Source organism: Advenella mimigardefordensis DPN7 (genome assembly GCF_000521505.1).
In the GTDB taxonomy this organism is placed as follows: domain Bacteria; phylum Pseudomonadota; class Gammaproteobacteria; order Burkholderiales; family Burkholderiaceae_B; genus Advenella; species Advenella mimigardefordensis.
Genome location: NZ_CP003915.1, coordinates 2671659 through 2692415, shown reverse-complemented (window position 1 = coordinate 2692415; position 20757 = coordinate 2671659). Strand labels below are relative to the sequence as shown.

Below are 20757 nucleotides of genomic sequence, written 5' to 3'. Positions count from 1 at the left end.
CAGGAGACCGGACAGATATTCATCTGGCCGATCAACGAGGCAGAACGCGCATTACATTCCGTTGTATACCGGACCTTCGCCCCCCTGCGGCGCCACCCATACAATATTCTGTGTGGGGTCCTTAATATCACAGGTTTTGCAATGCACGCAGTTTTGCGCATTGATTTGCAGGCGATCCTGGTTCTGGTCGTCCTTGATGAACTCATAGACGCCAGCCGGGCAATAGCGCTGCTCGGGACCCGCATACACACGCAGGTTGGTGTCAACCGGGACGGAAGCGTCTTTGAGTGTCAGGTGCACCGGTTCGTTTTCTTCATGGTTGGTGTTAGAAATGAACACCGATGTCAGGCGATCAAAGGTCAGTTTGCCATCTGGCTTTGGATAGTCTATCTTCGCGCACTCGGCAGCGGGCTTCAGGCACTCGTGATCGGCCTTTTTGCGATGAATCGTCCAGGGCATTTTGCCCTTGAACACCAGTTGCTCAATGCCGGTCATGAGGGTGGCGATCAGTCGTCCTTTTTTGAACCATTGCTTGAAGTTGCGCGCTTTGTTCAGCTCTTCATACAACCAGCTCTGCTCAAAGGCAATAGGGTAAGCTGACAGGATGTCCTGGCTGCGCTCGGCGGCCAGTGCTTCGAAGGCGGCTTCAGCGGCCAGAGAACCGGTCTTGATGGCGGCATGGCTGCCTTTGATGCGGCTGGCATTCAGAAAGCCAGCTTCGCAGCCGATCAGTGCACCGCCCGGGAATACCAGTTTGGGCAGGGATAGCAAACCACCGGCGGTAATGGCGCGGGCGCCATAGGCAATGCGTTTACCGTTCTCAAAATAAGGCCGGATGCTTGGATGCGTTTTATAACGCTGAAATTCTTCGAAGGGAGACAGCCAGGGGTTGGCGTAATCCAGCCCAACCACCATGCCCACCATGACAAGATTGTCTTCCAGGTGGTACAGGAACGAACCGCCATAGGTATCAGAATCCAGCGGCCAGCCGGCAGTATGCACGACCAGGCCTTTTTTGAATTTTGCAGGATCAATTTCCCACATTTCCTTGATGCCGATACCATAGCTTTGCGGGTCGCGGCCCTGATCAAGCTTGTATTTCGCAATCAACTGGCGCCCAAGCTGGCCGCGAGATCCTTCGGCAAACAGCGTGTATTTGGCGTGCAGTTCCATGCCGGGCTGGTAATGTGCGGTCTGGTTGCCGTCGCGGTCCAGACCCATATCCCCGGTAGCGACGCCGCGGATGCCGCCGGCTTCGTTGTAGAGCAGTTCGGTGGCCGCAAATCCGGGGAAGATGTCAACGCCCAGCGCTTCGGCCTGTTCACCCAGCCATCGCGTGACGTAGCCCAGCCGCACGATATAGTTGCCTTCGTTGTGAAAACAGGGTGGCAGCGCCCACTTGGGAGTGGATTTTTGTCCGGTTTCGTTCAGGAACAGAAATTGGTCTTCGGTTACCTCTACGCCCAGCGGCGCCCCTTTTTCTTTCCAGTCGGGAATAAGCTCGGTCAGCGCCTGCGGATCCATGACTGCGCCAGAAAGAATATGCGCGCCAATTTCGCCGCCTTTTTCCAATACACAGACTGAGTAATCCTGTCCTTTTTCCTGACAGAGTTGTTTAAATTTGATTGCCGCTGCCAGGCCCGCCGGCCCGCCTCCGACGATGACAACGTCATATTCCATTGATTCGCGTTCTGACATTCGCGCTAGCTCCTGAGATAATGTAATTCTGTATTTAATGTCGATTGTATTGCAATGAGGGGTCAATTGCAGTTCTTAATAGCTGAAGTCGTTGTTAACTGCTCTGAAATGGCCGGTTAATCTGACTGGCGGAACAAATGCCGGATAAATGGCGATCAGTCGCTTGGATTTGTCGTTTTCAGTGCTTCGTTTCTGTCGCTTGTGCTGCGATGCAAAAAGTAAACAATACTGCAAGAATATTCAAGTCGTGTCGTTTTACCTAGGATAACTACCAATAAGGCAGGTCTGTGCCGGATGGGTGTAACAGAAATCTGCTACAGTATGTTCGATGATAACAAGGCCATAGAACAAGGCTATTTAAGGAGATCACCCGTGCCCGATAGTGCCGACAGTGCTGATCGTATATCCCCGGCTTCGTCACAGGATCGTTCCGTACAGGGCGAACACCGCCATATATTTGCCCTGCGCTGGGCCGATATGGATGCATTGCAACATGTAAACAATACCGTGTATTTTCGTGCCATCGAAGAGGCCCGCATGCAAATCCTCGGTCCGTTGCGCCATTTGTTTGCACCAGGCACCGGGGTTGTACTGGCCCGTGCAGAATGTGATTTTCTCAGGCCAATGAGCTGGCCGGGCAATATGGAAATTGTTCATCAACTGGCCAGATTGGGTCGTTCCAGTCTGGATTGTAATATTCTCATACGCAAGGAAGGCGAGCCGGATATCCTGTATGCGCGTTCCCGTGCCGTGGTGGTGCTGAGTGATTTGGCATCGGGAAAGTCGAGTCCATGGTCGGCGGCGTTGCTTGAGCAATTGCAAAAGCAGTTTGCACTGGCACCGTCACATGCTGGCGCATGAGTCCAAAGGCGTACCAGCCAGTCGTTCACGTTTCATAATCAGTAAAGGAAGAGTAAATGGATAAGGTATTTGCAAATGCCAATCAGGCGCTCGAAGGCATCGTAGCCGATGGGCAAATGATTGGTGTTGGGGGCTTCGGTCTTTGCGGTATTCCCGAGGCGTTGATTGCGGCTCTGCGGGATTCGGGGGTGAAAGACCTCACATGCGTGAGCAATAACGCCGGGGTTGATGGATTCGGACTGGGCCAGTTGCTCAATACGCGCCAGGTTAAAAAAATGATCGCCTCCTATGTGGGTGAGAACAAAGAGTTCGAGCGGCAATATCTGGCGGGCGAGCTGGAGCTGGAGTTTACGCCTCAGGGCACGCTGGCAGAAAAACTGCGCGCCGGTGGCGCCGGTATCCCGGCCTTCTTTACGCGCACCGGTGTGGGTACCATTGTGGCCGACGGCAAGGAAATTCGCGAGTTCGACGGACACCAGTACGTGATGGAGCGTTCGCTTACGCCTGATGTTTGCCTGGTCAAGGCATATATCGCCGATCGCAGCGGCAATCTGATTTTCCGCAAGACCGCACGTAACTTCAACCCTAATGTGGCCATGGCCGGCAAAATCACGGTGGCCGAAGTGGAAAAAATCGTTGAAGTGGGCGAGCTGGATCCGGACCAGATTCATCTTCCCGGCATTTACGTGCAGCGCATCGTACTGAATGAGCATCCTGAAAAACGGATTGAGCAACGCACGACCCGTCCGTCCAAAGGAGAATAAGCATGGCATGGAATCGCGATCAAATGGCTGCGCGTGCAGCAAAAGAACTGCAGGATGGATTCTACGTGAATCTGGGTATTGGCCTGCCAACCCTGGTAGCCAACCATGTGCCAGAGGGTATGGAAGTCTGGCTGCAATCAGAAAACGGCCTGCTCGGTATTGGCCCGTTTCCAACGGAAGAAGAAATTGATCCGGACATGATCAATGCGGGTAAGCAGACCGTCACGACGCTGCCGGGTTCATCTATTTTTTCCTCTGCCGATTCATTTGCGATGATTCGTGGCGGCAAAATCAATCTGGCTATTCTGGGCGCCATGCAGGTATCGGAAAAGGGCGATCTGGCCAACTGGATGATTCCGGGCAAGATGGTCAAAGGCATGGGCGGCGCGATGGATCTGGTGGCCGGTGTGGGGCGCGTGATTGTGCTGATGGAGCATGTGGCGCGCAAGAAAGACGGTACCACCGATATCAAACTGCTGCCTGAATGCACGCTGCCGTTGACCGGTGTGGGTGTGGTCAATGTGATTATTACCGACCTGTGCGTGATGGAAGTGACAGAAAATGGGCTGAAAGTGCTGGAGCTGGCACCAGAGGTCACCATCGAAGAAGTGCAGGAAAAAACCAAGGCGAAGCTGGATCTGTCTGCTTTGGCCTGATCGGCACGAGTCGGCTTGTCGCCAGACGGATCGGCACCCCCGTGCCGAATAAGCGCCTCCGCAGCGTTGGACGCATTCACTGCTTGATTTACTTTATTGCACGTGTTTGTGTCCGGCCATGCGGGGTGCTTTTTTTATCTGCTCTCCGTTTTTCCGGCGCCCAGGACCAGGCACAGCCAGCCCGCCAGAAAGCAAACGCCGCCGATAGGCGTGATGGCGCCCAGCCATTTCACATTGCTGAGCACCAGTATGTACAGGCTGCCGCTGAAAATCACAATACCTGCACCAAATAAGCGGCTGCTCCAGCGCAGCGCCTGCCGGTTCACATGGGCAGCCAGGCCTACCAGCAGTAACAGTGCCAGCGTATGAATCAACTGGTAGAGTACCGCAGTGTGCCAGACAGGCAGCAGCGCCGGATCTACATGGTTTTTCAGACCATGAGCCCCGAAAGCGCCGGCGGTAACCCCGATAAAGCCGCTGATGGCGGCACCGCGAACGATGGAAGAGAAGGTAGTCATAGGGTAACGTCTTGGAATGTAACTGGGCCTACCGCATGTTTTTTTTGCGATGATGGTGTATTGTAAATGTTTGCGCACCACTGCGATACCTGTTGCCGTGATGCATAGATGAATGTTTCACCGGAGTACCCGCACCCTATGTCAACCGTTACTGAACGCCTGCAGCAATTGCGCATCGCGATGGCCGCACAGCATATTGATGCCTACCTTATACTTTCAGCAGATCCTCACCAGTCAGAATATCTACCGGAGTACTGGCAGGGGCGGCGCTGGCTTAGCGGTTTCACCGGATCTGTTGGCACCGTGGTCATTACCCGCGACTTTGCCGGCCTTTGGGTGGATTCGCGCTATTGGGAGCAGGCCGAAAAACAGTTAGCCAATAGCGGTCTGACGCTGATGAAACTGGGCCAGACCGATGTGCCCAGTGTCAATGCCTGGCTGGAAACCAATCTTGAAAGCCGGCAGGTTGTTGGGGTGGATGGCCATGTGCTTAGTCTGAAAGCCGCACAGGATTTGCGTCAGGCGCTAGGCCGCCGCGACAGTGTATTGAAAACCGATACGGACTTGCTGGCTGCGATCTGGCCCGATCGACCCGGTTTGCCGGCAGCCGCTGTGGTTGAACATAGCGCACCCTTTGCGACGCGCAGCCGTGAGCAGAATCTGCACGCGTTACGCCAGTCCATGGCTCAGGCCGGGGCACAATGGCATTTGATCAGCGCGCTGGATGATATCGCCTGGGTATTGAATTTACGTGGCTCCGATGTTTCGTACAATCCGGTATTCCTGTCGCATTTATTAATTGGCGCCGATAGCGCCGTGCTGTTTGTTGACAAGAAAAAAATGGGCCCGGAGCTAATTGCCCGGCTTGCTGCCGACGGTATTGCCGTGCAGGGGTATGAGGACGTTCAGGGCGCGCTGGCCGCCTTGCCTCACGAGGCCTTGCTGGTTGATCCGGCTCGTACAACGGTGGGGCTGCTGGCGCATGCTCATTCGGTATCATTGATCGAAAAACTCAATCCATCGCAACGCTTTAAATCCGTCAAAAATCAGGCCGAGATTGCCAACGTCAGGCAGGCTATGGAGCAGGACGGCGCTGCGCTCTGTGCGTTTTTTGCCTGGTTCGAAGCCGCCCTGGAAAACGGCGAGCCGGTAACAGAGCTGACAATCGACGAGCAGATTACCGCAGCCCGCGCGCGCCAGCCTCATTTTGTATCGCCCAGTTTTTCTACCATCGCGGGCTTCAATGCCAACGGCGCCATGCCGCATTACATGGCAACGCCCGAGTCGTATTCAGTGATTGAAGGCAATGGCTTGCTGCTGATCGATTCGGGTGGCCAGTATCTGAACGGCACTACCGATATTACGCGGGTCGTACCTGTTGGAACAATTAATGCTGACCATCGCCGCGATTTTACGCTGGTCCTCAAGGGTATGATCGGTTTGGCCGCAGCCGTATTTCCTGAAGACTATCCGGCGCCGTTGCTGGATACGCTGGCGCGGGCCCCCTTGTGGGCACAGTTGCTGGATTTCGGTCACGGTACCGGGCACGGTGTCGGGTATTTCCTGAATGTGCACGAAGGTCCGCAAATGATCTCGCATCGCGCCCACCGTTTTCCCGACACCGAGATGAAAGCCGGCATGATTACTTCGGATGAGCCGGGTCTTTATCGGCCAGGCCAGTGGGGCATTCGTATTGAAAACCTGATCTGCGCAGTGCCTGCTGGCCAGTCTGAGTTCGGCACCTATCTTAAGTTTGAAATGCTGACGCTATGCCCGATTGATACGCGCTGTATTGAACGGCAGCTACTGAGTGAGCAGGAATTGTCGTGGCTGAACGCCTATCATGAAGAGGTTTATCGCCGGCTGGCGCCGCGCGTATCGGGCCCTGCATTGGCGTGGTTGAAGACAAGAACCGCAGCGATTTAACTTAAGATTTAAGATGCACTGGCCTGCGCTACGAGCTGTAACCGGTCATCATTTTGTCAAATAGTAAAACTTAAAATGCCCAGTATTTTGCCAGTGGAAGCACCATGAAAAAAACATATTGGGTATTTTATGCTCGGCCATGTCCTCCGTCGCCATCGCTCAAACAGGTGGTCTTGCTATCGGTACGAAGGGCAGTGCATTGCCTTATCAGGTCATAGAGAAAATCGGTGATGTAGAAATCCGTCATGGCGGATATGGTTCTTCGGCCTTCAGGGATCCTGGTCACCCCGATCGCTTTTATGCGATGACCGATAGAGGGCCGAATGCCGATGGCCCCACGAAGGATTCAAAGGTATTTCCGGTGCCGGCATTCACGCCCAGTATTGGACACTTCGCGATCGAGTCTAATGGCAGCATTAAATTGCTTGAAAACATTCCTATGCGCCGGCCGGATGGAACGTTGCTGACCGGCTTGCCAAACCCCAAGGGACTGGGTAGCACCGGCGAAACGGCACTCGATCTGGCGGGCAAGGTATTGTCACCAGACCCCTATGGCATTGACAGCGAAGGGCTGGCTGTCGCACCTGACGGCAGTTTCTGGGTGTCGGATGAATACGGTCCGCATATTGTGCATTTCAGCGCCAAAGGGATTGAGCTGGAACGCATCAGTCCTGTCGGTGTCGACACCAAGGGGCGTAAGCTGCCTGCCGTGCTGGCACGACGCACGCCCAATCGCGGTATGGAAGGGTTAACAATCACACCCGATGGCAAAACCCTTGTTGGCACCATGCAATCAACCTTAAGTAATCCTGATAAAAAATCGGTCGTCAATAAAACCCTGGTGCGCATTGTCAGCTTTGACCTGGAGAGCGGGAAGACAAAGCAATATGTCTATCGCCAGAACCGCAATCACTTTTCAAACTCTGAAATTCTGGCACTGGATAACCATCGTTTTCTAATTGATGAGCGTGATAGTGAGTTTCCTGGTGTGAAGGACAATGTTCAGAAGCATGTATATCTGATTGACCTGCGCAATGCAACAGACGTTTCAGGAGACGTGACTGCGCCCTCCGGTATGCTGGTCAACGGCAAAACGCTGGAACAGAACAGCTGGCAGGAACTGGAGCAGGCCGGTATCAAACCCGTTGCGAAATCTCTGGTGATCGATATGGTCAAAGAGCACAATTACCCTCACGAAAAATTCGAGGGCATGTGGCTTCTGGATGATAAGCATTTGGCCGTTATCAACGATGATGATTTTGGCATCATTAATCAGGATGGCAAAGTGACAAAAAAAATACTGCCGGCCACAGGCAAGGTGGATGCCAATACCGTGTATGTGTATCCCCTGAGTGCGCCCGCTGCCAATTAAGTGCCGGCCGTAAAAAGCAGGACCGCCTCTTAATTGACCCAACAACGTTGGACATCAATCCATTCTTCTGGGTAGCGTTTCTTCCAATAAAGCGGGGCGGTCCATTCACAGACTAGAGTAGGTAAGCAATACCGAGGCTTACATCTGACCCATGGCGTATTGCACAATCAGGCTGCTGATCGATACGGCCATCCATACCAGGAAACCCAGCAGGATAGGGCGCGGACCGGTAGCAAAGATTTTGCGCATATTGGCAGACAGACCAACGGCGACCAGCGCAACCACGATCAGGAATTTCGCAGCGACGTTAATCCAGTCAAGCATGATCTCGGGCATGATACCGGTGCTGCGGGCCAGCGACGCGAGCAGGAACCATACGATGAACCAGGGAAATATCTTTGTCAGGCTGACCGATTGATTGCCCTGACGGCGATTGCGCATGCCAACCAGTACCACCAGAAAAAGACAGATCGGGATAATCAGCGTGGCGCGGGTCAGCTTAACAATCGTGGCAAAGTCGCCCGCTGCATGACTGTATGCATAGCCGGCAGCCACCACAGACGAAGTATCGTTGATGGCAGTGCCCGCCCACATGCCGAAACCATAGTCGCTCAGGCCCAGCATATGGCCCAGGGCCGGAAAGGTGAGCACGGCGACAATATTGAACAGAAAAATGGTGGAGATGGCAAATGCCGTGTCATGCTCCGAAGGCTTCAGAATGGGTGTGACAGCGGCGATGGCAGAACCACCGCAAATGGCTGTGCCCACGCCGATCAATGTAGTGAGGTCGGACGGCGTGCGCAGCAGGCGGCCCAGCAACCAGGCGCTCCCAAACGCCACCGTCACGGTCACCAGTGTGACGGCCAGCGATTCACCACCGGTTGCCATAATCTGGGTAAAACTCAGACCAAAGCCAAGCAGAATAATAGAAACCTGCAAAATTTTCTTGGAAGAAAAGGTGATGCCGGGTTGCAATGTGGCATGCAGGCCGAATGCGCTTCGGTACATGATTCCCATCAGTATGCCGAAAACCGGTCCGCCAATAATAGGAACGGCACGTCCGGCAAACTCGGCCACCAGGGCAATCGCTACCGATAAAATCAAACCGGGCCACAGGGAGTTTTTGCGAGGCTGAGCGGCGCTGCTGCCTTTTGCTACGCGCACAAGGCCTGCATCAGGTGTGACAGTGGCTGACAAGGCATGGAGAGAAGTGGCCGTGAGTGTCATAATATATTTAATAACCATTAGCTTATTACCAATAGGTATAGATCATAGGCCTGTGTGTGGTATAAGTAAAGTTACAATAGTTTATTAGTAGAATAAGGAAAATTGATGGCTTCATTCAGTCCAAAGCAGCTTGATGTGTTTATCAGCATCGCACGTTTGGGCAGCGTCAAAGCCGCCGCCGATTCTTTGCATCTGACCCAGCCGGCCGCCAGTATGGCCCTGGCTGAGCTCGAAAAGCAGCTGAGTGGTCCGTTGTTTGATCGCGACAAAGGTCGGCTGTATCTGAATGAAAAGGGCAGACGACTCTTGCCCATGGCTCAGGAAATCATTGAACGAATGATCGAGTTCGGCCAGCGTGCCGAGGATCAGGCAGATGTATTAACAGGCGAGTTTCGGATTGGCGCCAGTAATACCGTTGGTAACTACCGGGTGGGTGATCTGTTGAGCAGTTTTGTACTCAACAACGATAGAGTGACGGTTTATTTGAATGTCGCAAATACAGATGAAATAGTCCGGCAAATCGTTGATCACAGCATCGATGTGGCCTGCGTCGAAGGCGCGGTGCATCATGAGGCCATCGAGTCGGTGCGCTGGATGGATGATTCCCTGTGTGTATGTGCCCGGCCGGATCATCCACTGGCGGGCATCGCCAATCTGCAGCCATCGGATTTTATGGATGCGCGCTGGATTCTGCGTGAGCGCGGGTCAGCTACGCGGGCGGTCAGTGATGTAGAGCTGGATAAATTGCCACAAGCCAAAGTGGTGATGGAGCTGGGCCAGATCGAGGCGATTAAGCAGGCGGTGATTGCGGGACTGGGCATTGCATTTTTACCGCAAGTGGCGGTCACCCACGCGGTCAGTTCCGGCCGGCTGGCATTGCTGCCTACGCCGTTTTTGAATCTGACACGACAACTGTCGATTATTTATCACCGGTCACGCTACCAGGGCAGGCTGATGCGCAGCTTTCTGGATTCGGTGAAGTCTTCCGAGCGGCAGGTTTTTTAACTGGTAAAAGCGGCTGGCTGTTGATCGAACCTCGACGTTGTTGAGCGTAATGCAAACGGGTAAAAGGTGAAATCAAATCGACCAAGTTGACATTTCATTGTTTTGCAATAAAAATAAAATATTCTCGGATGAGCGTGGTTAGACGGGGGTGTAACCTGTGACCAGGAAATGTGGTATTACGTCGTTCACCCGACGAGGAGTCGATTATTTTAAGATCGAACTGCAACGTTAATACTGGCTGAGAATAACCACGACAAGCTTATTGCTGCACCCGGTTGGTAGAGTGTTGGAGAAGATGTGAGCAAGCTGTATCAGGGAATGACTCAGGAAGAGTTTGATGGTGGTTATTTTTATGCTACTGAGCTCAAGGCATTCGCGAAAATCTTAGGCATTTCTGCAAATAATCTAAAAAAAGAACGAACTCGAACTGCATATTAAGGCACATTTATTTGGCTATTCCGGAAAGCTGCCGATCGCTGTTGCTAACAGAAAAAATAATGCGGCGCGTGATGCACTTACGCTGGATAGCCTTGTAGTTAATTATGTTAGTGATAAAAAAACCAAAGCATTTTTACAAGCGACTGTCGAGCAGCGGTTTGGCGCGCTCGCAGACAAATCCGGTCAATGGTACTGGCTCAACAGCTGGCGTAAACAATGCATCCTTGATGGGAAGGCGATTACTTATGGTGATTTTGGTCGCCCATCTGGCGGAGCTCAAAAAGAGGTCCGGACGGCTCCCCCAAATTCCTTCTGCACGAATGAATAACTTTATCACTGATTACCTTTCTGACAACGAAAACCGGGGAAGCGGAAAGAATGACGCTTTGAAGGCCTGGTATGAGCTCAAAGCCAGTTCGTTACCAAAAACCTATCAGGCGTATAAAAATGCCAAGGTCGAATCGACTAAATAAAGGAATTGTAAGATGAGAATTGTCGAATGCCCGACGTTATCTTTGGTGGGGATATCTACGCGCACGAAAAATGCTGATGAGATGGATGCAGCAACCGCGAAAATCATGCCACTTTGGCAGCACTTTTATCAGGAAATTTATCCTGGGCGATTGTCAGGCGATGTTGTCTATGGTGTTTATTCTAATTACGAATCGGATGCAAGTGGGCGGTTTGATGTGACTGTGGCGGTTAGAGATTATGAAGATGATAACGTTCGATCAGAGCACGGGTTTGATAGGGTCAAATTATTAGCCGGCCGGTATATCGTTTTTTCCGGCCTGGCGGGCGAGGGCAATCCTGTTTTGCAATTATGGCAGCAAGTGTGGCAGTATTTTGAAAGCCCGGACTGCTTGTACCAACGAAGCTGGAAGACGGACTATGAGGTGTATCATCAGGACGGAAAGATAGCGTTGTTCATAGGGATAGCCTAGCTCAAATGATCGTGCCGGTTCGTGTCATCGCAGCTCATAATGAAAACACCCCAAAAGCGTATTCAACTTTTGGGGTGTTTTAAGTTACCGGTCTGTTATATTTACAGCCGACCACCGGGCGATATTGGATATCGCCGTGATTACTTCAGTTTTGTTTCTTTGTAATCTACGTGTTTGCGCGCAACCGGATCAAATTTTTTGATCAGCATTTTTTCTGGAGTGTTGCGTTTGTTTTTGGTCGTTGTGTAGAAGTGACCAGTACCAGCTGTGGATTCCAGCTTGATTTTTTCGCGAATGCCTTTTGCCATGATGGGCTCCTGGAGTTAATCGTTAGTAGGAATGAATTAAACGCTTTGGCCGTTGGCGCGCATTTCAGCAAGAACGACATCAATGCCTTTCTTGTCGATTGTGCGCAGGGCGTTTGTAGAAACGCGCAGACGAACCCAGCGGTTTTCGCTTTCAACCCAGAAACGACGGCTCTGCAGGTTAGGCAGGAAACGGCGTTTTGTTCTATTGTTTGCGTGTGAAACATTATTACCGGACATTGGGCGTTTGCCGGTGACTTGGCATACTTTTGCCATGATCGTGACCTCGTTAAGTTTGAAGACCTGATTTTTGGCCCAGGCCAGCCTTCTGTGGAGGTTTCTGCTGCACAATGAATCATTCTGGCAGAAACTGAAAAAATGCGACTCTGAAAACAGCTTGCCTGACAGCTTATTTTTAGTCTTAAAGACTCATGTGCTGAAGACCCACTTAATGAAGATCTTTAGCTAGTTAAGCCACGCCAGGCGGTTTTTTCAGAGTTAGCCTTAGATTATAAGATGAAAAACGAAATAAATTCAAGCATTTATTGTTAAATCGTGGCGTTTTAGCCTATGTTCGGGCGCCTATTGGACGGCTATTGGGCGTCCGTTGGCCCGGTTGGCCCGGGTCAGCCGCCAAAAGAGCGATCGGCGGGCCTTGCCAGCACGTTGCCGCAAAGCAGTGCCAGCACGCTGCAAATGGCCAGACCGACGAAAAGCGGCGCGGCAGTACGGTCCAGGCTGCTGCTGACAATACTGCTGCTGAGTGTGCCAAATAGAAACTGCAGGCAGCCCATCAACGCAGAGGCAACGCCCAGTCGATGCCCCTGATCCTTGAGCGCCAAGGCGGTGGCATTAGGCAAAATGAATCCCAGGCTGGTGGTAAAGCCCAGCAGTGTGAGTGTAAGCAGCGTCAGGTTAAGCATGCCCGCCAGGGACAGGCCCAGACCGATCAGAATGCTCAGGCATCCGCAGGTGAGGGCGGTCCGTAAAATGCCCAGGGGAGAGTGGATGCGCAGCAGACGGGCGCTGATCTGGGAGCCAACGATCAGGCCGAAGGCATTCAGGCCGAAAAACAGGCCGAAATGCTGCTGTGGCACCCCATACATATTGATAAAAACAGTGGGCGATACCGAGATATAGGCAAACAGGCCGGACATGCCGATACCGCCGGCCAGTGAGAAGCCCATGTAATTGCGATCGCGCAGCAGCCCGGCATAGTTTCTGCCAATGGTGCCCAAATGCAAAGGCACCGCCTTTTCTGCCGGCATGGTTTCCCTGAGCCGGAAAATCGCCAGCACGAACATAATGGCACTGTAGAACAGCATCACGGCAAACAGACCGCGCCAGCCGGTGATCGGGGACAGATAGCCGCCCATTAGCGGTGCCAGGATCGGTGCTACGCCCATGATCAGCATCATCATGGACATGGCCATGGCTGAATCGCGGGTGTTGAGCTGGTCGCGGATCACCGCACGCGGAATGACCATGGCAGCCGCAGCGCCACAGGCCTGAATACAGCGGAAAAACAGCAGATATTCCACGCTGCTTGCCAGCGCACAGCCGATAGTGGCCAGCATGTAAATTGCCAGGCCGCCCAGCAAGGGCTTTTTGCGTCCGTAGCGGTCGGCTATCGGGCCGTAAAACAATTGTGATAAAGCCAGGCCAAGCAAATAGGTGGACACCGTGAGTTCAACCCGGCTTTGCGGAACTTGCAAATCTGCCGAGATTGATGGAAAAGACGGCAGATACATGTCAATGGTGAGCGGGCCGATGGCAGTCAATAACCCCAAAAGCCACAACCACAAAGGTACTTTTTTATCGATCGATTTTGACTTTGTGCTGTGCACGCTATCGTTTTTGGACATTGACTGATTTCCAGTACCAAATGGCAAGTGTTATGGCGCAGAGCAGCATACTGAAACTGCACATGATCCAGAGTGATGCGACGCCTGGTGGTGCGCCCGGTGTAAGTACAGCAGCCAGGCCATCCAGCTGGCGATAGCCCGGGCCGAAGCCGAAATACCACCCTCCCAGAAGACCAATACCAAAGAGCGATCCGGTCTGGATCACAAATGGCATCGTTGCAATTTTGTGCGCCCGCAATATATAGGAGAGCATGCATTGTAACGCATCGCTGGTGTGTAATAGGGGAAGTATTGTTAGCAGTGCATAGGCCATCGCAGCGATGGCCGGGTCCGAGGTATATATCTGGAGGATCTGCGGCCTGGCTGCCATAACGACCACCAGGCTCAGCGCAACGCCGGTCAGGCCCAGTCTGATGCCCATGCGTGCCAGGTGCCGTGCCTGTCCGGGCTGCTGTGCGCCCAGCGATTGGGCAACCAGCGATGATGTCGCAATGCCAATGGCCAGGGGAAACATATACAGGAGCGACACCAGGTTGGCCAGGATCTGGTGGCCGCCGGAAACAATCGTCCCCTCCCGCGCTGCCAGTAGTGCCATAAACGTAAACGAGCTGACTTCGGCCAGGTAAGAGCCACCCATCGGCAGGCCCAGTTGCAGGATTTCTTTTTGCGCAGACCAGGCAGGTTTGCCCAGTCTGAGCTGAAATTGCCGATAAAACGGGTCGCGCAGGACGGCGATCACGCCCACCACGAGAGCGATCCAGGACACCATGGCGGTTGAGGTGGCCGCGCCGGTGCTGCCCAGCGCAGGCAGGCCGGCATGCCCGAAAATAAGCAGCCAGTTAAAGACCAGTTTGAGCAATACGGAAGCCAGACTCACGTACATCAGCAGGCGCGGGCGCTGTACTGACGTCGCAAGGGCATAGACGCAGCGGAACATCAGCGTGGCCGGTAGCGCAAGACAGCAAATGCGCAGGTACAGAGTGACTTCCTGGCGAACCTGCAGAGGCAAATCGCCCGAGAAGCTAAGCCACACGTCTGGAAACAGGAGCAGGGAGCCGCCCAGTGCCGATAGAAACAGCGAAAGCCAGATTCCCTGGCCGATAAAACGGCCGATTTCGGTGGGCCGCCGGGCTCCGAACAGCTGCGCACAAATGGGTACCAATGCATGAATAATCCCCATTAGTCCGATATGAATCGTCATGAAGATGGATACCGAGAGCGCCATGGCCTGCAGCGATGTGGGGTTTGTGTGCCCAAGCATCGTGCTGTCCAGTACGGCGAAAGCAATCCCTGCCCACTGGCTGATCAGCATCGGCCATGCCAGGCGCACAATCTTGCGGACGGACCCGTGATGGGCCGTCTGGGAGGGGCGAGGGGACATGGTTGGCTATTTGGCGGGTAGTTGAATCAGGCGAAAGACTTCGTGTCGATCGGGCCGGCGTTTCCCCTGCCAGACCAGGGTGGCATTATCCGGGTAAGGATCTGCTTCGCTTTCTATTTTTTCGAACGTTGTTTGCACCAACACATACTGACAGCGGGCGTCGAAGGAAAACTGCAGCCCTTCAAAGACATAGAAGGCCGCACGTTGCCCTAAACCAATGCCATGCTGGCGAATGCAATCGACCGGAACATTCTTTTCCTGAATGACCGTGGCCAGTTCATCGGACACCGCTTTATAGCTACGGTTGTAGTTGATGGATGGCAGCCACAACAGTGCCAGCAGCATCCAGGTGAGCGTCAGGCCAGTAGCAGACAGTACGATGCCGCGCCAGATGACGGCGGGATTGCTACGCAGGCGCCAGGAAACCGTCCAGAACCAGGCCGTACATACGCCAACGGCCAGCACCAGTGCAATGGCCGAAATCTGAGGTTCAAAGCCGGTTAACAGGCGCGTGATATTGTGATTGATTTTCGAGGGCCAGCCAAAATTGAGTGCGATCCATCCCAGCCAGGTAGCGATCATGGCAAGTGACATAATCATGATCGAAAACCAGTCCAGTGTATTGACGAACGAACGGCGCAGCGTTGGCAGGGAAAGGGCTGCAAGAATGGCGCAAGGCAGAGCGAGCATGGCATATTCTGATTCGAACGCGTCCTGCTGAAAGACAACCGTCACGACCGCAGCGCCGAGCAATAACGCAGGAATGAAAATGTGCGGGGCGTCCATCCATTTGCGCCAGTTCCACAAGGCAATGATCATAAATGGCCAGGTGGGCCACAAAAACCACGACAGATCGCGCAGTGTGGAAAAGATCTCTCTTGGGGAGGGGAGGCTGAACAGCGAGTTGTTCCAGAAAAGGTAACTATTGGTCCAGTAACTGTTGGTATTGTTGGCCGCGTTCAGCCAGATCAGGCAGCAGGCGGCCGCCAAAGCAACACTCCACAGCAGCCAGATTTTCTGCCTGCGGCCGAAATTGCGGAAAAATAATAGCCCCAGCAAGGCAAGCAATACGGGAACGCCGCCGATAGCGCCGCGCGTCAGAAAGGCGGCGCCCAAACCGAGACCGGCCAGGGTACTGCCCTGGATGGGATGATCGAGCATCCGCACCATGCCGTAGAAAGCCACTGCCTGACACATCATGATCAGCGGGAAATTGGAGGTTTCGTGCATGCGGATCACGATGCCAATGGTCGCGATAATAAACAGCACCGCTGCGTCGGCAATCATCCGGCCATAATCCTGCGGGTTGGGCTCGCCGCCAAATGGCAGTGCCAGCGGCTGACACTCCTTGCGCCTTGCCAGCAGATAGGTGGCATACCAGGTTGCCCAGATGATCACGAAGAAGTAAATAAAGATGGGTAGGCGGGCGGCGGTAATCTGCGCCTCCAGCGGTGCCTGAAACAGCATGAAGACAGGGCTGAAGAGCTCAATGAACAGGGTGCCGATCCAGGTCAGAAGCGGGCCTTCCTGGGCGTAGGCGTAATTGCCAATTTGCGGCAGCAGCCAGGCATGCTCCTGTCCGCGAAAGGCGGTAAGCATGGTGGCAAGCCCGGTCAGGTCATCTGTTTTCCAGGGATCGCGGTAAAACAGCCCGGCAAAAATATACAGCACGCCAACGACCAGCAAGGCTGTACGGGAAAGTTTGCGGGTGGCGATTTCGGTAAGGCGCGAGGGCGTTGTGCGTTGCATGTATGAGTATTGGAAGTACAACTATGGATTTCCCGCATTTTAGCTGAAAATGCCGGGCTAAAAACCTTGTGGCTGGTTTTGTTTTCTGCCCGGGCAAACAAAATGATGTCACTGTGCTTCGCTTAACGCAGCCAGCGGGCACAGGTTGATTTTGTGAACGGTTAACCGGCAGTGAATGCGATGGGGTACGGGCTGGGGAGTATTTGCAGGCAGGGCGTACTCAGTGCCACGGCAAGCAGTAGCAGTAAATACTAAGGAAAGGCGGGCAATACTAAGGAAAGACAGGCAATACTAAGGAAAGGCGGGCAACGTACTGGGGAAAGGCAGACAGCGGAGGGGGGCAAAAAAGCACATTGGGCATAAACTGAGCGCCATGTGCTGTTCAGTTTATGCCCAATGTAAGCTGGCCGATGCGTTTGGCCCAATAGCCAGATGCGCCAGGTAAGCGAAATTGCTGCTTAAGACGCTTTTTTGCGTGTGCCGGCTGTAGAGGCGAAACGGGCGCGGAATTTTTCAACGCGACCTGTTTCAACGATACGTGTTTGCGCACCGGTGTAGAAAGGATGGGACTCTGCAGTCACTTCACATTTGAAAAGCGGGTAGGTTTTGCCATCCAGTTCGATGGTTTCGCGTGAAGTCAGCGTAGAGCGGCTGATGATTTTTGAACCAGTTTGCTGGTCCAGAAATACGACTTCGCGGTATTCTGGGTGAATACTATCTTTCATGATTAAGTCCTGAGGGTTTGACGGGTCGCCAGCCTTGTGCAGCAGGTCAAAACAGACATGACAGGTGCAAAAAGCAACGTATCCAAAAATTTAATCTGGCATTCTAGCACAGAAGTCATTGAATACATAACGTTTTTGTTGAAAAAACCACATGAAAACATGCTTTTTTACGAATTGGAAGGCGTTTGTCTGCCGGTTCAGAGGGAGCGGGTCGTGCTCAAAGTGTTGCGCCAATCTGCCGTTGGTGGTCACGTTGACGGGTGTTCGGCCGGTTGCCCGGACAGTTGTCAGACCATGGGCGCCGTTTGTCGGACAGCGAACCGGTGCTCAGTTACTCGTTACGTCCGCGCTTCAGGCATTTACAACTAACCCCGGCAAATCAACCGTGATATTGGGTGAGCTCAGTGCGTTGACGCAATGGCGCGCCAGCAATTCACGCTGTTCGGGATGGGTCCGTAAAAACTCGTAGCCCATGGCATCGGTGACCCCCAGAATCCGGTCAAGTACTAGCACCTTGCCGCTCGGGCGCAATGGCTCGCATTCGAGTTCTTCCCATTTTTCAACCAGCCATTGCTGCGATGTTGCGGCAAGTGCGGTGGTGAGTTCCATATTGAGCTGGACCTGCAGGGTCTGGGTGGGATTGAAAATAAAGTGGACATCGCAGCGCATGGGACCTCCGGGACTGATGGCAAAAGCGCACAATGAGCACTGTAGAAAAAATAGCGGAAAAACACTGTCACAATCATGACAATGTTGGCCGCGCACATTGTTCGTGACGCGGGGCATGGTCTGTAGCGTAACGATCATGCCGGCCGGGTACGCCGTTCGGTCGGCGTCGTTACGGCGGGATGACCGGTGGGTTAAGCGACTGGCGGCTTAAACGACTGTGCATCATAAATGGGTACAAATCAAAGATAGGTACGAATCACAGATGGGTACGAACCAAAGATAGGTACCAATCAAAGATAAGTACCAATCAAAGATAAGTACCAATCAAAGATGCGTGCGTAATGTCCATATTTCCGGAAACAGCACGACATCCAGCATTTTACGCAAGTAATTCACGCCAGACGTGCCGCCGGTACCGCGTTTAAAGCCGATAATACGCTCTACCGTAGTGACATGACGAAAGCGCCACAGACGGAAGGCGTCTTCGATGTCAGTCAGTTTTTCGCCCAATTGGTACAGGTCCCAATGCAGCTCTGGCTCCCGGTATACCTGTAGCCAGGCTTGCATCACACCGTCACTGGCAGAATAGGGCTGGGTCCAGTCCCGTTCCAGATGATCCTGCGGGACGGCTATGCCGCGCCGGGCCAGTAACTGCAATGCTTCGTCATAAAGCGATGGCTGCTCATAAGCCTGCAATACCTGTGCGTAACGGTCCGGGTGGTGCTCATGGGGCCGGAGCATGGCGGCGTTTTTGTTGCCCAGCAAAAACTCGATTTGTCGATACTGAAAGCTTTGAAAGCCGCTGGAGGCGGCCAGCCATGGACGTAGTGCCGTGTATTCGGGCGGTGTCATGGTGGCGAGCACATCCCAGGCATGTACCAGTTGTTCCATGATGCGCCCGACCCGCGCCAGCATTTTAAATGCGGGGTTTAGCTGATCATTGCGCAGGTTGCCAATGGCCGCATTCAGTTCATGCAGCATCAGCTTGATCCACAGCTCGCTGGTCTGGTGCTGGATGATGAACAGCATCTCATTGTGCTCGGGCGACAGCGGGTGCTGTGCGCTCAGCAGCTCATCCAGATGCAGGTAATCGCCGTAGCTCATATCGCGCGAAAAATCCAGCTTGGCGTTTTCACTGGCCATAGCGTCAGCAGAAGTGGGGGTGGTCGGTTCGTGCATACTCCAATTCCTTTATGCGGATGGGGCAGGCTGGCTCGTTGGGCCAGGGCCTGTCCTCATCCGCAGGGACAACTCTTTGCAGGCGATACGGGTGGCTATTTGCGTACGACAGGCAGGATCGCAACGGTGATTGATCCAGCATGGCGATTCTGTCTGCTGTGCGCAATCGCTCAGGTAACGGTCCGTCTGGCCGAAAAAGCGTCAGATCGCCAGGTTTGGTCCTGCAGTACTGATTTCAAATGCATGACGGTATCCCACACGTCAATATAACGCACATAAAGCGGCGTAAAGCCGAAGCGCAGTATACCGGGCTCACGATAGTCACCAACCACGCCCCGGGCAATGAGTGCCTGAATAATGGCATAGGCGCCTTCTGGATGGGACAGGCTGACCTGGCTGGCGCGGCGTTCCGGATCGCGTGGCGATACCAGCGTCAATCCATAGTCGGCACATTCTTTTTCGGCCAGCTGAATAAATAGGCTGGTGAGTGTCTGCGCCTTTTTGTAGATGGCCTGCATGCCGCCAAACGACTCTGCTTTCTGAAAAACCTCCAGGCTGCCATCGAGCGCGGACAGGGCCAGCACCGGCGGGGTGCCACCAAGATAGCTGCGGATGCCGGTGGCGGGCTGGTATTGTGTATCGAATGTAAACGGGGTTGCATGTCCCATCCAGCCGGTCAGCGGTTGTGTGATCGCATCGACATGATGCGGATGAACCCAGACAAAGGCGGGCGAGCCCGGGCCGCCATTGAGAAATTTATAGGTGCAGCCTACTGCAAAATCAGCCTGTGCGGCGGTCAAATCCACCGGAATGGATCCTGCAGAGTGGCACAGGTCCCAGATCACCAGCGCGTCGCGGGCTTGTGCCAGGCTGGTGATCTGCGCCATATCGTGAATCGCGCCACTGCGATAGTTCACGTGCGTGAGCAATAATACCGCCAGCTCATCATCAATGGCCGATTCGATGGCTTCACTCTCGACCAGTTCCAGTGTCATGTCAAATTGCGCGCACAGACTTTGCGCAATATAAAGATCAGTCGGGAAGTTGGTTTTTTCGCTAACGATTTTACGTCGCTTGGGGTGGCGCTTGCGCGCAATCTGAATAGCGCTATATAGCACTTTGTACAGATTCACGGAGGTGGAATCGCACACTACGGTTTCATCCTGTCCGGCACCGATCAGCGGCGCTATCTTGTTGCCCACTCGCATGGGCAGATTGATCCAGTCAGCCTTGTTCCAGCTGGCAATCAGGTCATCGGCCCATTCCTGCAGCACGGCGTTTTTGATACGAATATGCGCAGCCAGAGGCATCACACCCAATGAGTTTCCGTCCAGGTAAATCGTATCAGGCGGCAGGTAAAATTCGTTGCGCAATGAATTAAGTGGATCGATCGCGTCAAGGTTTTCGTAGAAAGCGCGGTTGGTCATTGTTGTTCCAGATAGATGGCAAACGCAAATAATGATAATGACGTTTGC

The 20757-nt window shown here is 53.5% G+C and carries 21 protein-coding genes; 9 read left to right on the top strand and 12 right to left on the bottom strand.

The annotated features are described in order from the left end of the window. Positions 1–51 precede the first annotated feature (51 nt). Positions 52–1698 carry an electron transfer flavoprotein-ubiquinone oxidoreductase gene (locus MIM_RS12395; RefSeq protein ID WP_042070282.1) on the bottom strand — a complete coding sequence of 549 codons (1647 nt, stop codon included), beginning with the start codon at positions 1696–1698 and terminating at the stop codon, positions 52–54. 372 nt (positions 1699–2070) lie between these two features. Here MIM_RS12395 and MIM_RS12390 point away from each other — a divergent pair, with 372 nt between their 5' ends. Genes MIM_RS12390 through MIM_RS12380 form a run of 3 tightly spaced genes read left to right on the top strand, consistent with a single transcriptional unit; the run spans position 2071 to position 3979 of the window. Next, the gene (locus MIM_RS12390; RefSeq protein WP_052342314.1) at positions 2071–2559 is read left to right on the top strand and encodes an acyl-CoA thioesterase; all 489 of its coding nucleotides are present in this window, start codon (positions 2071–2073) and stop codon (positions 2557–2559) included. A gap of 56 nt (positions 2560–2615) precedes the next feature. Then, the gene (locus MIM_RS12385) at positions 2616–3323 is read left to right on the top strand and encodes a CoA transferase subunit A (RefSeq protein ID WP_025373074.1); all 708 of its coding nucleotides are present in this window, start codon (positions 2616–2618) and stop codon (positions 3321–3323) included. Positions 3324–3325: 2 nt separating this feature from the next. Then, positions 3326–3979, top strand: a complete 654-nt coding sequence (locus MIM_RS12380; RefSeq protein ID WP_025373073.1) for a CoA transferase subunit B — start codon at positions 3326–3328, stop codon at positions 3977–3979. 134 nt (positions 3980–4113) lie between these two features. On the opposite strand, the gene MIM_RS12375 is transcribed toward MIM_RS12380, so the two are convergent. Further along, the gene (locus MIM_RS12375) at positions 4114–4497 is read right to left on the bottom strand and encodes a DUF423 domain-containing protein (protein ID WP_025373072.1); all 384 of its coding nucleotides are present in this window, start codon (positions 4495–4497) and stop codon (positions 4114–4116) included. 138 nt (positions 4498–4635) lie between these two features. Between MIM_RS12375 and MIM_RS12370 the strand changes: the two genes are divergently transcribed. Next, entirely contained in the window at positions 4636–6423 is a 1788-nt protein-coding gene (locus MIM_RS12370; protein ID WP_144084642.1) for an aminopeptidase P family protein, read from the top strand. Positions 6424–6562: 139 nt separating this feature from the next. Continuing rightward, entirely contained in the window at positions 6563–7795 is a 1233-nt protein-coding gene (locus tag MIM_RS12365; protein WP_025373070.1) for an esterase-like activity of phytase family protein, read from the top strand. Between the two features lie 138 nt (positions 7796–7933). Here the strand turns inward: MIM_RS12365 and MIM_RS12360 are convergent, their stop codons facing one another. Next, entirely contained in the window at positions 7934–9040 is a 1107-nt protein-coding gene (locus tag MIM_RS12360) for a YeiH family protein (RefSeq protein ID WP_025373069.1), read from the bottom strand. Positions 9041–9127: 87 nt separating this feature from the next. Between MIM_RS12360 and MIM_RS12355 the strand changes: the two genes are divergently transcribed. The 4 genes from MIM_RS12355 to MIM_RS12345 all read left to right on the top strand — a co-directional run bounded on the left by MIM_RS12355 (position 9128) and on the right by MIM_RS12345 (position 11409). Next, positions 9128–10027 carry a LysR substrate-binding domain-containing protein gene (locus MIM_RS12355; RefSeq protein WP_025373068.1) on the top strand — a complete coding sequence of 300 codons (900 nt, stop codon included), beginning with the start codon at positions 9128–9130 and terminating at the stop codon, positions 10025–10027. A 297-nt stretch (positions 10028–10324) separates the two neighbouring features. Then, on the top strand, positions 10325–10465 hold the full coding sequence (locus MIM_RS23435; protein ID WP_222836890.1) for an SAP domain-containing protein: 141 nt from the start codon (positions 10325–10327) through the stop codon (positions 10463–10465). Between the two features lie 104 nt (positions 10466–10569). Next, a complete protein-coding gene (locus MIM_RS23430) occupies positions 10570–10938 on the top strand; it encodes a hypothetical protein (RefSeq protein ID WP_222836889.1) in 369 nt (122 codons plus the stop codon). 12 nt (positions 10939–10950) lie between these two features. Then, positions 10951–11409 (top strand): GyrI-like domain-containing protein, encoded by a 459-nt coding sequence (locus tag MIM_RS12345; RefSeq protein ID WP_025373066.1) that lies wholly within the window; start codon positions 10951–10953, stop codon positions 11407–11409. Positions 11410–11549: 140 nt separating this feature from the next. On the opposite strand, the gene rpmG is transcribed toward MIM_RS12345, so the two are convergent. From rpmG to kynU, 9 genes are all read right to left on the bottom strand, one after another. Next, positions 11550–11717 carry a 50S ribosomal protein L33 gene (gene rpmG / locus MIM_RS12340; protein ID WP_014750397.1) on the bottom strand — a complete coding sequence of 56 codons (168 nt, stop codon included), beginning with the start codon at positions 11715–11717 and terminating at the stop codon, positions 11550–11552. Positions 11718–11753: 36 nt separating this feature from the next. Continuing rightward, on the bottom strand, positions 11754–11990 hold the full coding sequence (gene rpmB, locus MIM_RS12335; RefSeq protein ID WP_025373065.1) for a 50S ribosomal protein L28: 237 nt from the start codon (positions 11988–11990) through the stop codon (positions 11754–11756). A 350-nt stretch (positions 11991–12340) separates the two neighbouring features. Further along, positions 12341–13579 carry a multidrug effflux MFS transporter gene (locus MIM_RS12330; RefSeq protein ID WP_144084641.1) on the bottom strand — a complete coding sequence of 413 codons (1239 nt, stop codon included), beginning with the start codon at positions 13577–13579 and terminating at the stop codon, positions 12341–12343. Beyond that, complete coding sequence (locus MIM_RS12325) at positions 13563–14960, bottom strand: MATE family efflux transporter (protein WP_025373063.1); 1398 nt, start codon at positions 14958–14960, stop codon at positions 13563–13565. The genes MIM_RS12330 and MIM_RS12325 overlap by 17 nt, the downstream gene beginning before the upstream one ends. Before the next feature lie 6 nt (positions 14961–14966). Next, positions 14967–16709, bottom strand: coding sequence for an ArnT family glycosyltransferase (locus MIM_RS12320; protein WP_042070278.1), 1743 nt, complete (start codon positions 16707–16709; stop codon positions 14967–14969). A gap of 458 nt (positions 16710–17167) precedes the next feature. Next, positions 17168–17434 carry a type B 50S ribosomal protein L31 gene (locus tag MIM_RS12315; RefSeq protein WP_025373061.1) on the bottom strand — a complete coding sequence of 89 codons (267 nt, stop codon included), beginning with the start codon at positions 17432–17434 and terminating at the stop codon, positions 17168–17170. 351 nt (positions 17435–17785) lie between these two features. Further along, on the bottom strand, positions 17786–18043 hold the full coding sequence (locus MIM_RS12310) for a hypothetical protein (RefSeq protein ID WP_407638161.1): 258 nt from the start codon (positions 18041–18043) through the stop codon (positions 17786–17788). Positions 18044–18427: 384 nt separating this feature from the next. Beyond that, positions 18428–19282 carry a tryptophan 2,3-dioxygenase gene (gene kynA / locus MIM_RS12305; protein ID WP_025373059.1) on the bottom strand — a complete coding sequence of 285 codons (855 nt, stop codon included), beginning with the start codon at positions 19280–19282 and terminating at the stop codon, positions 18428–18430. 170 nt (positions 19283–19452) lie between these two features. Further along, the gene (gene kynU, locus MIM_RS12300) at positions 19453–20709 is read right to left on the bottom strand and encodes a kynureninase (RefSeq protein WP_025373058.1); all 1257 of its coding nucleotides are present in this window, start codon (positions 20707–20709) and stop codon (positions 19453–19455) included. Positions 20710–20757: the final 48 nt, after the last annotated feature.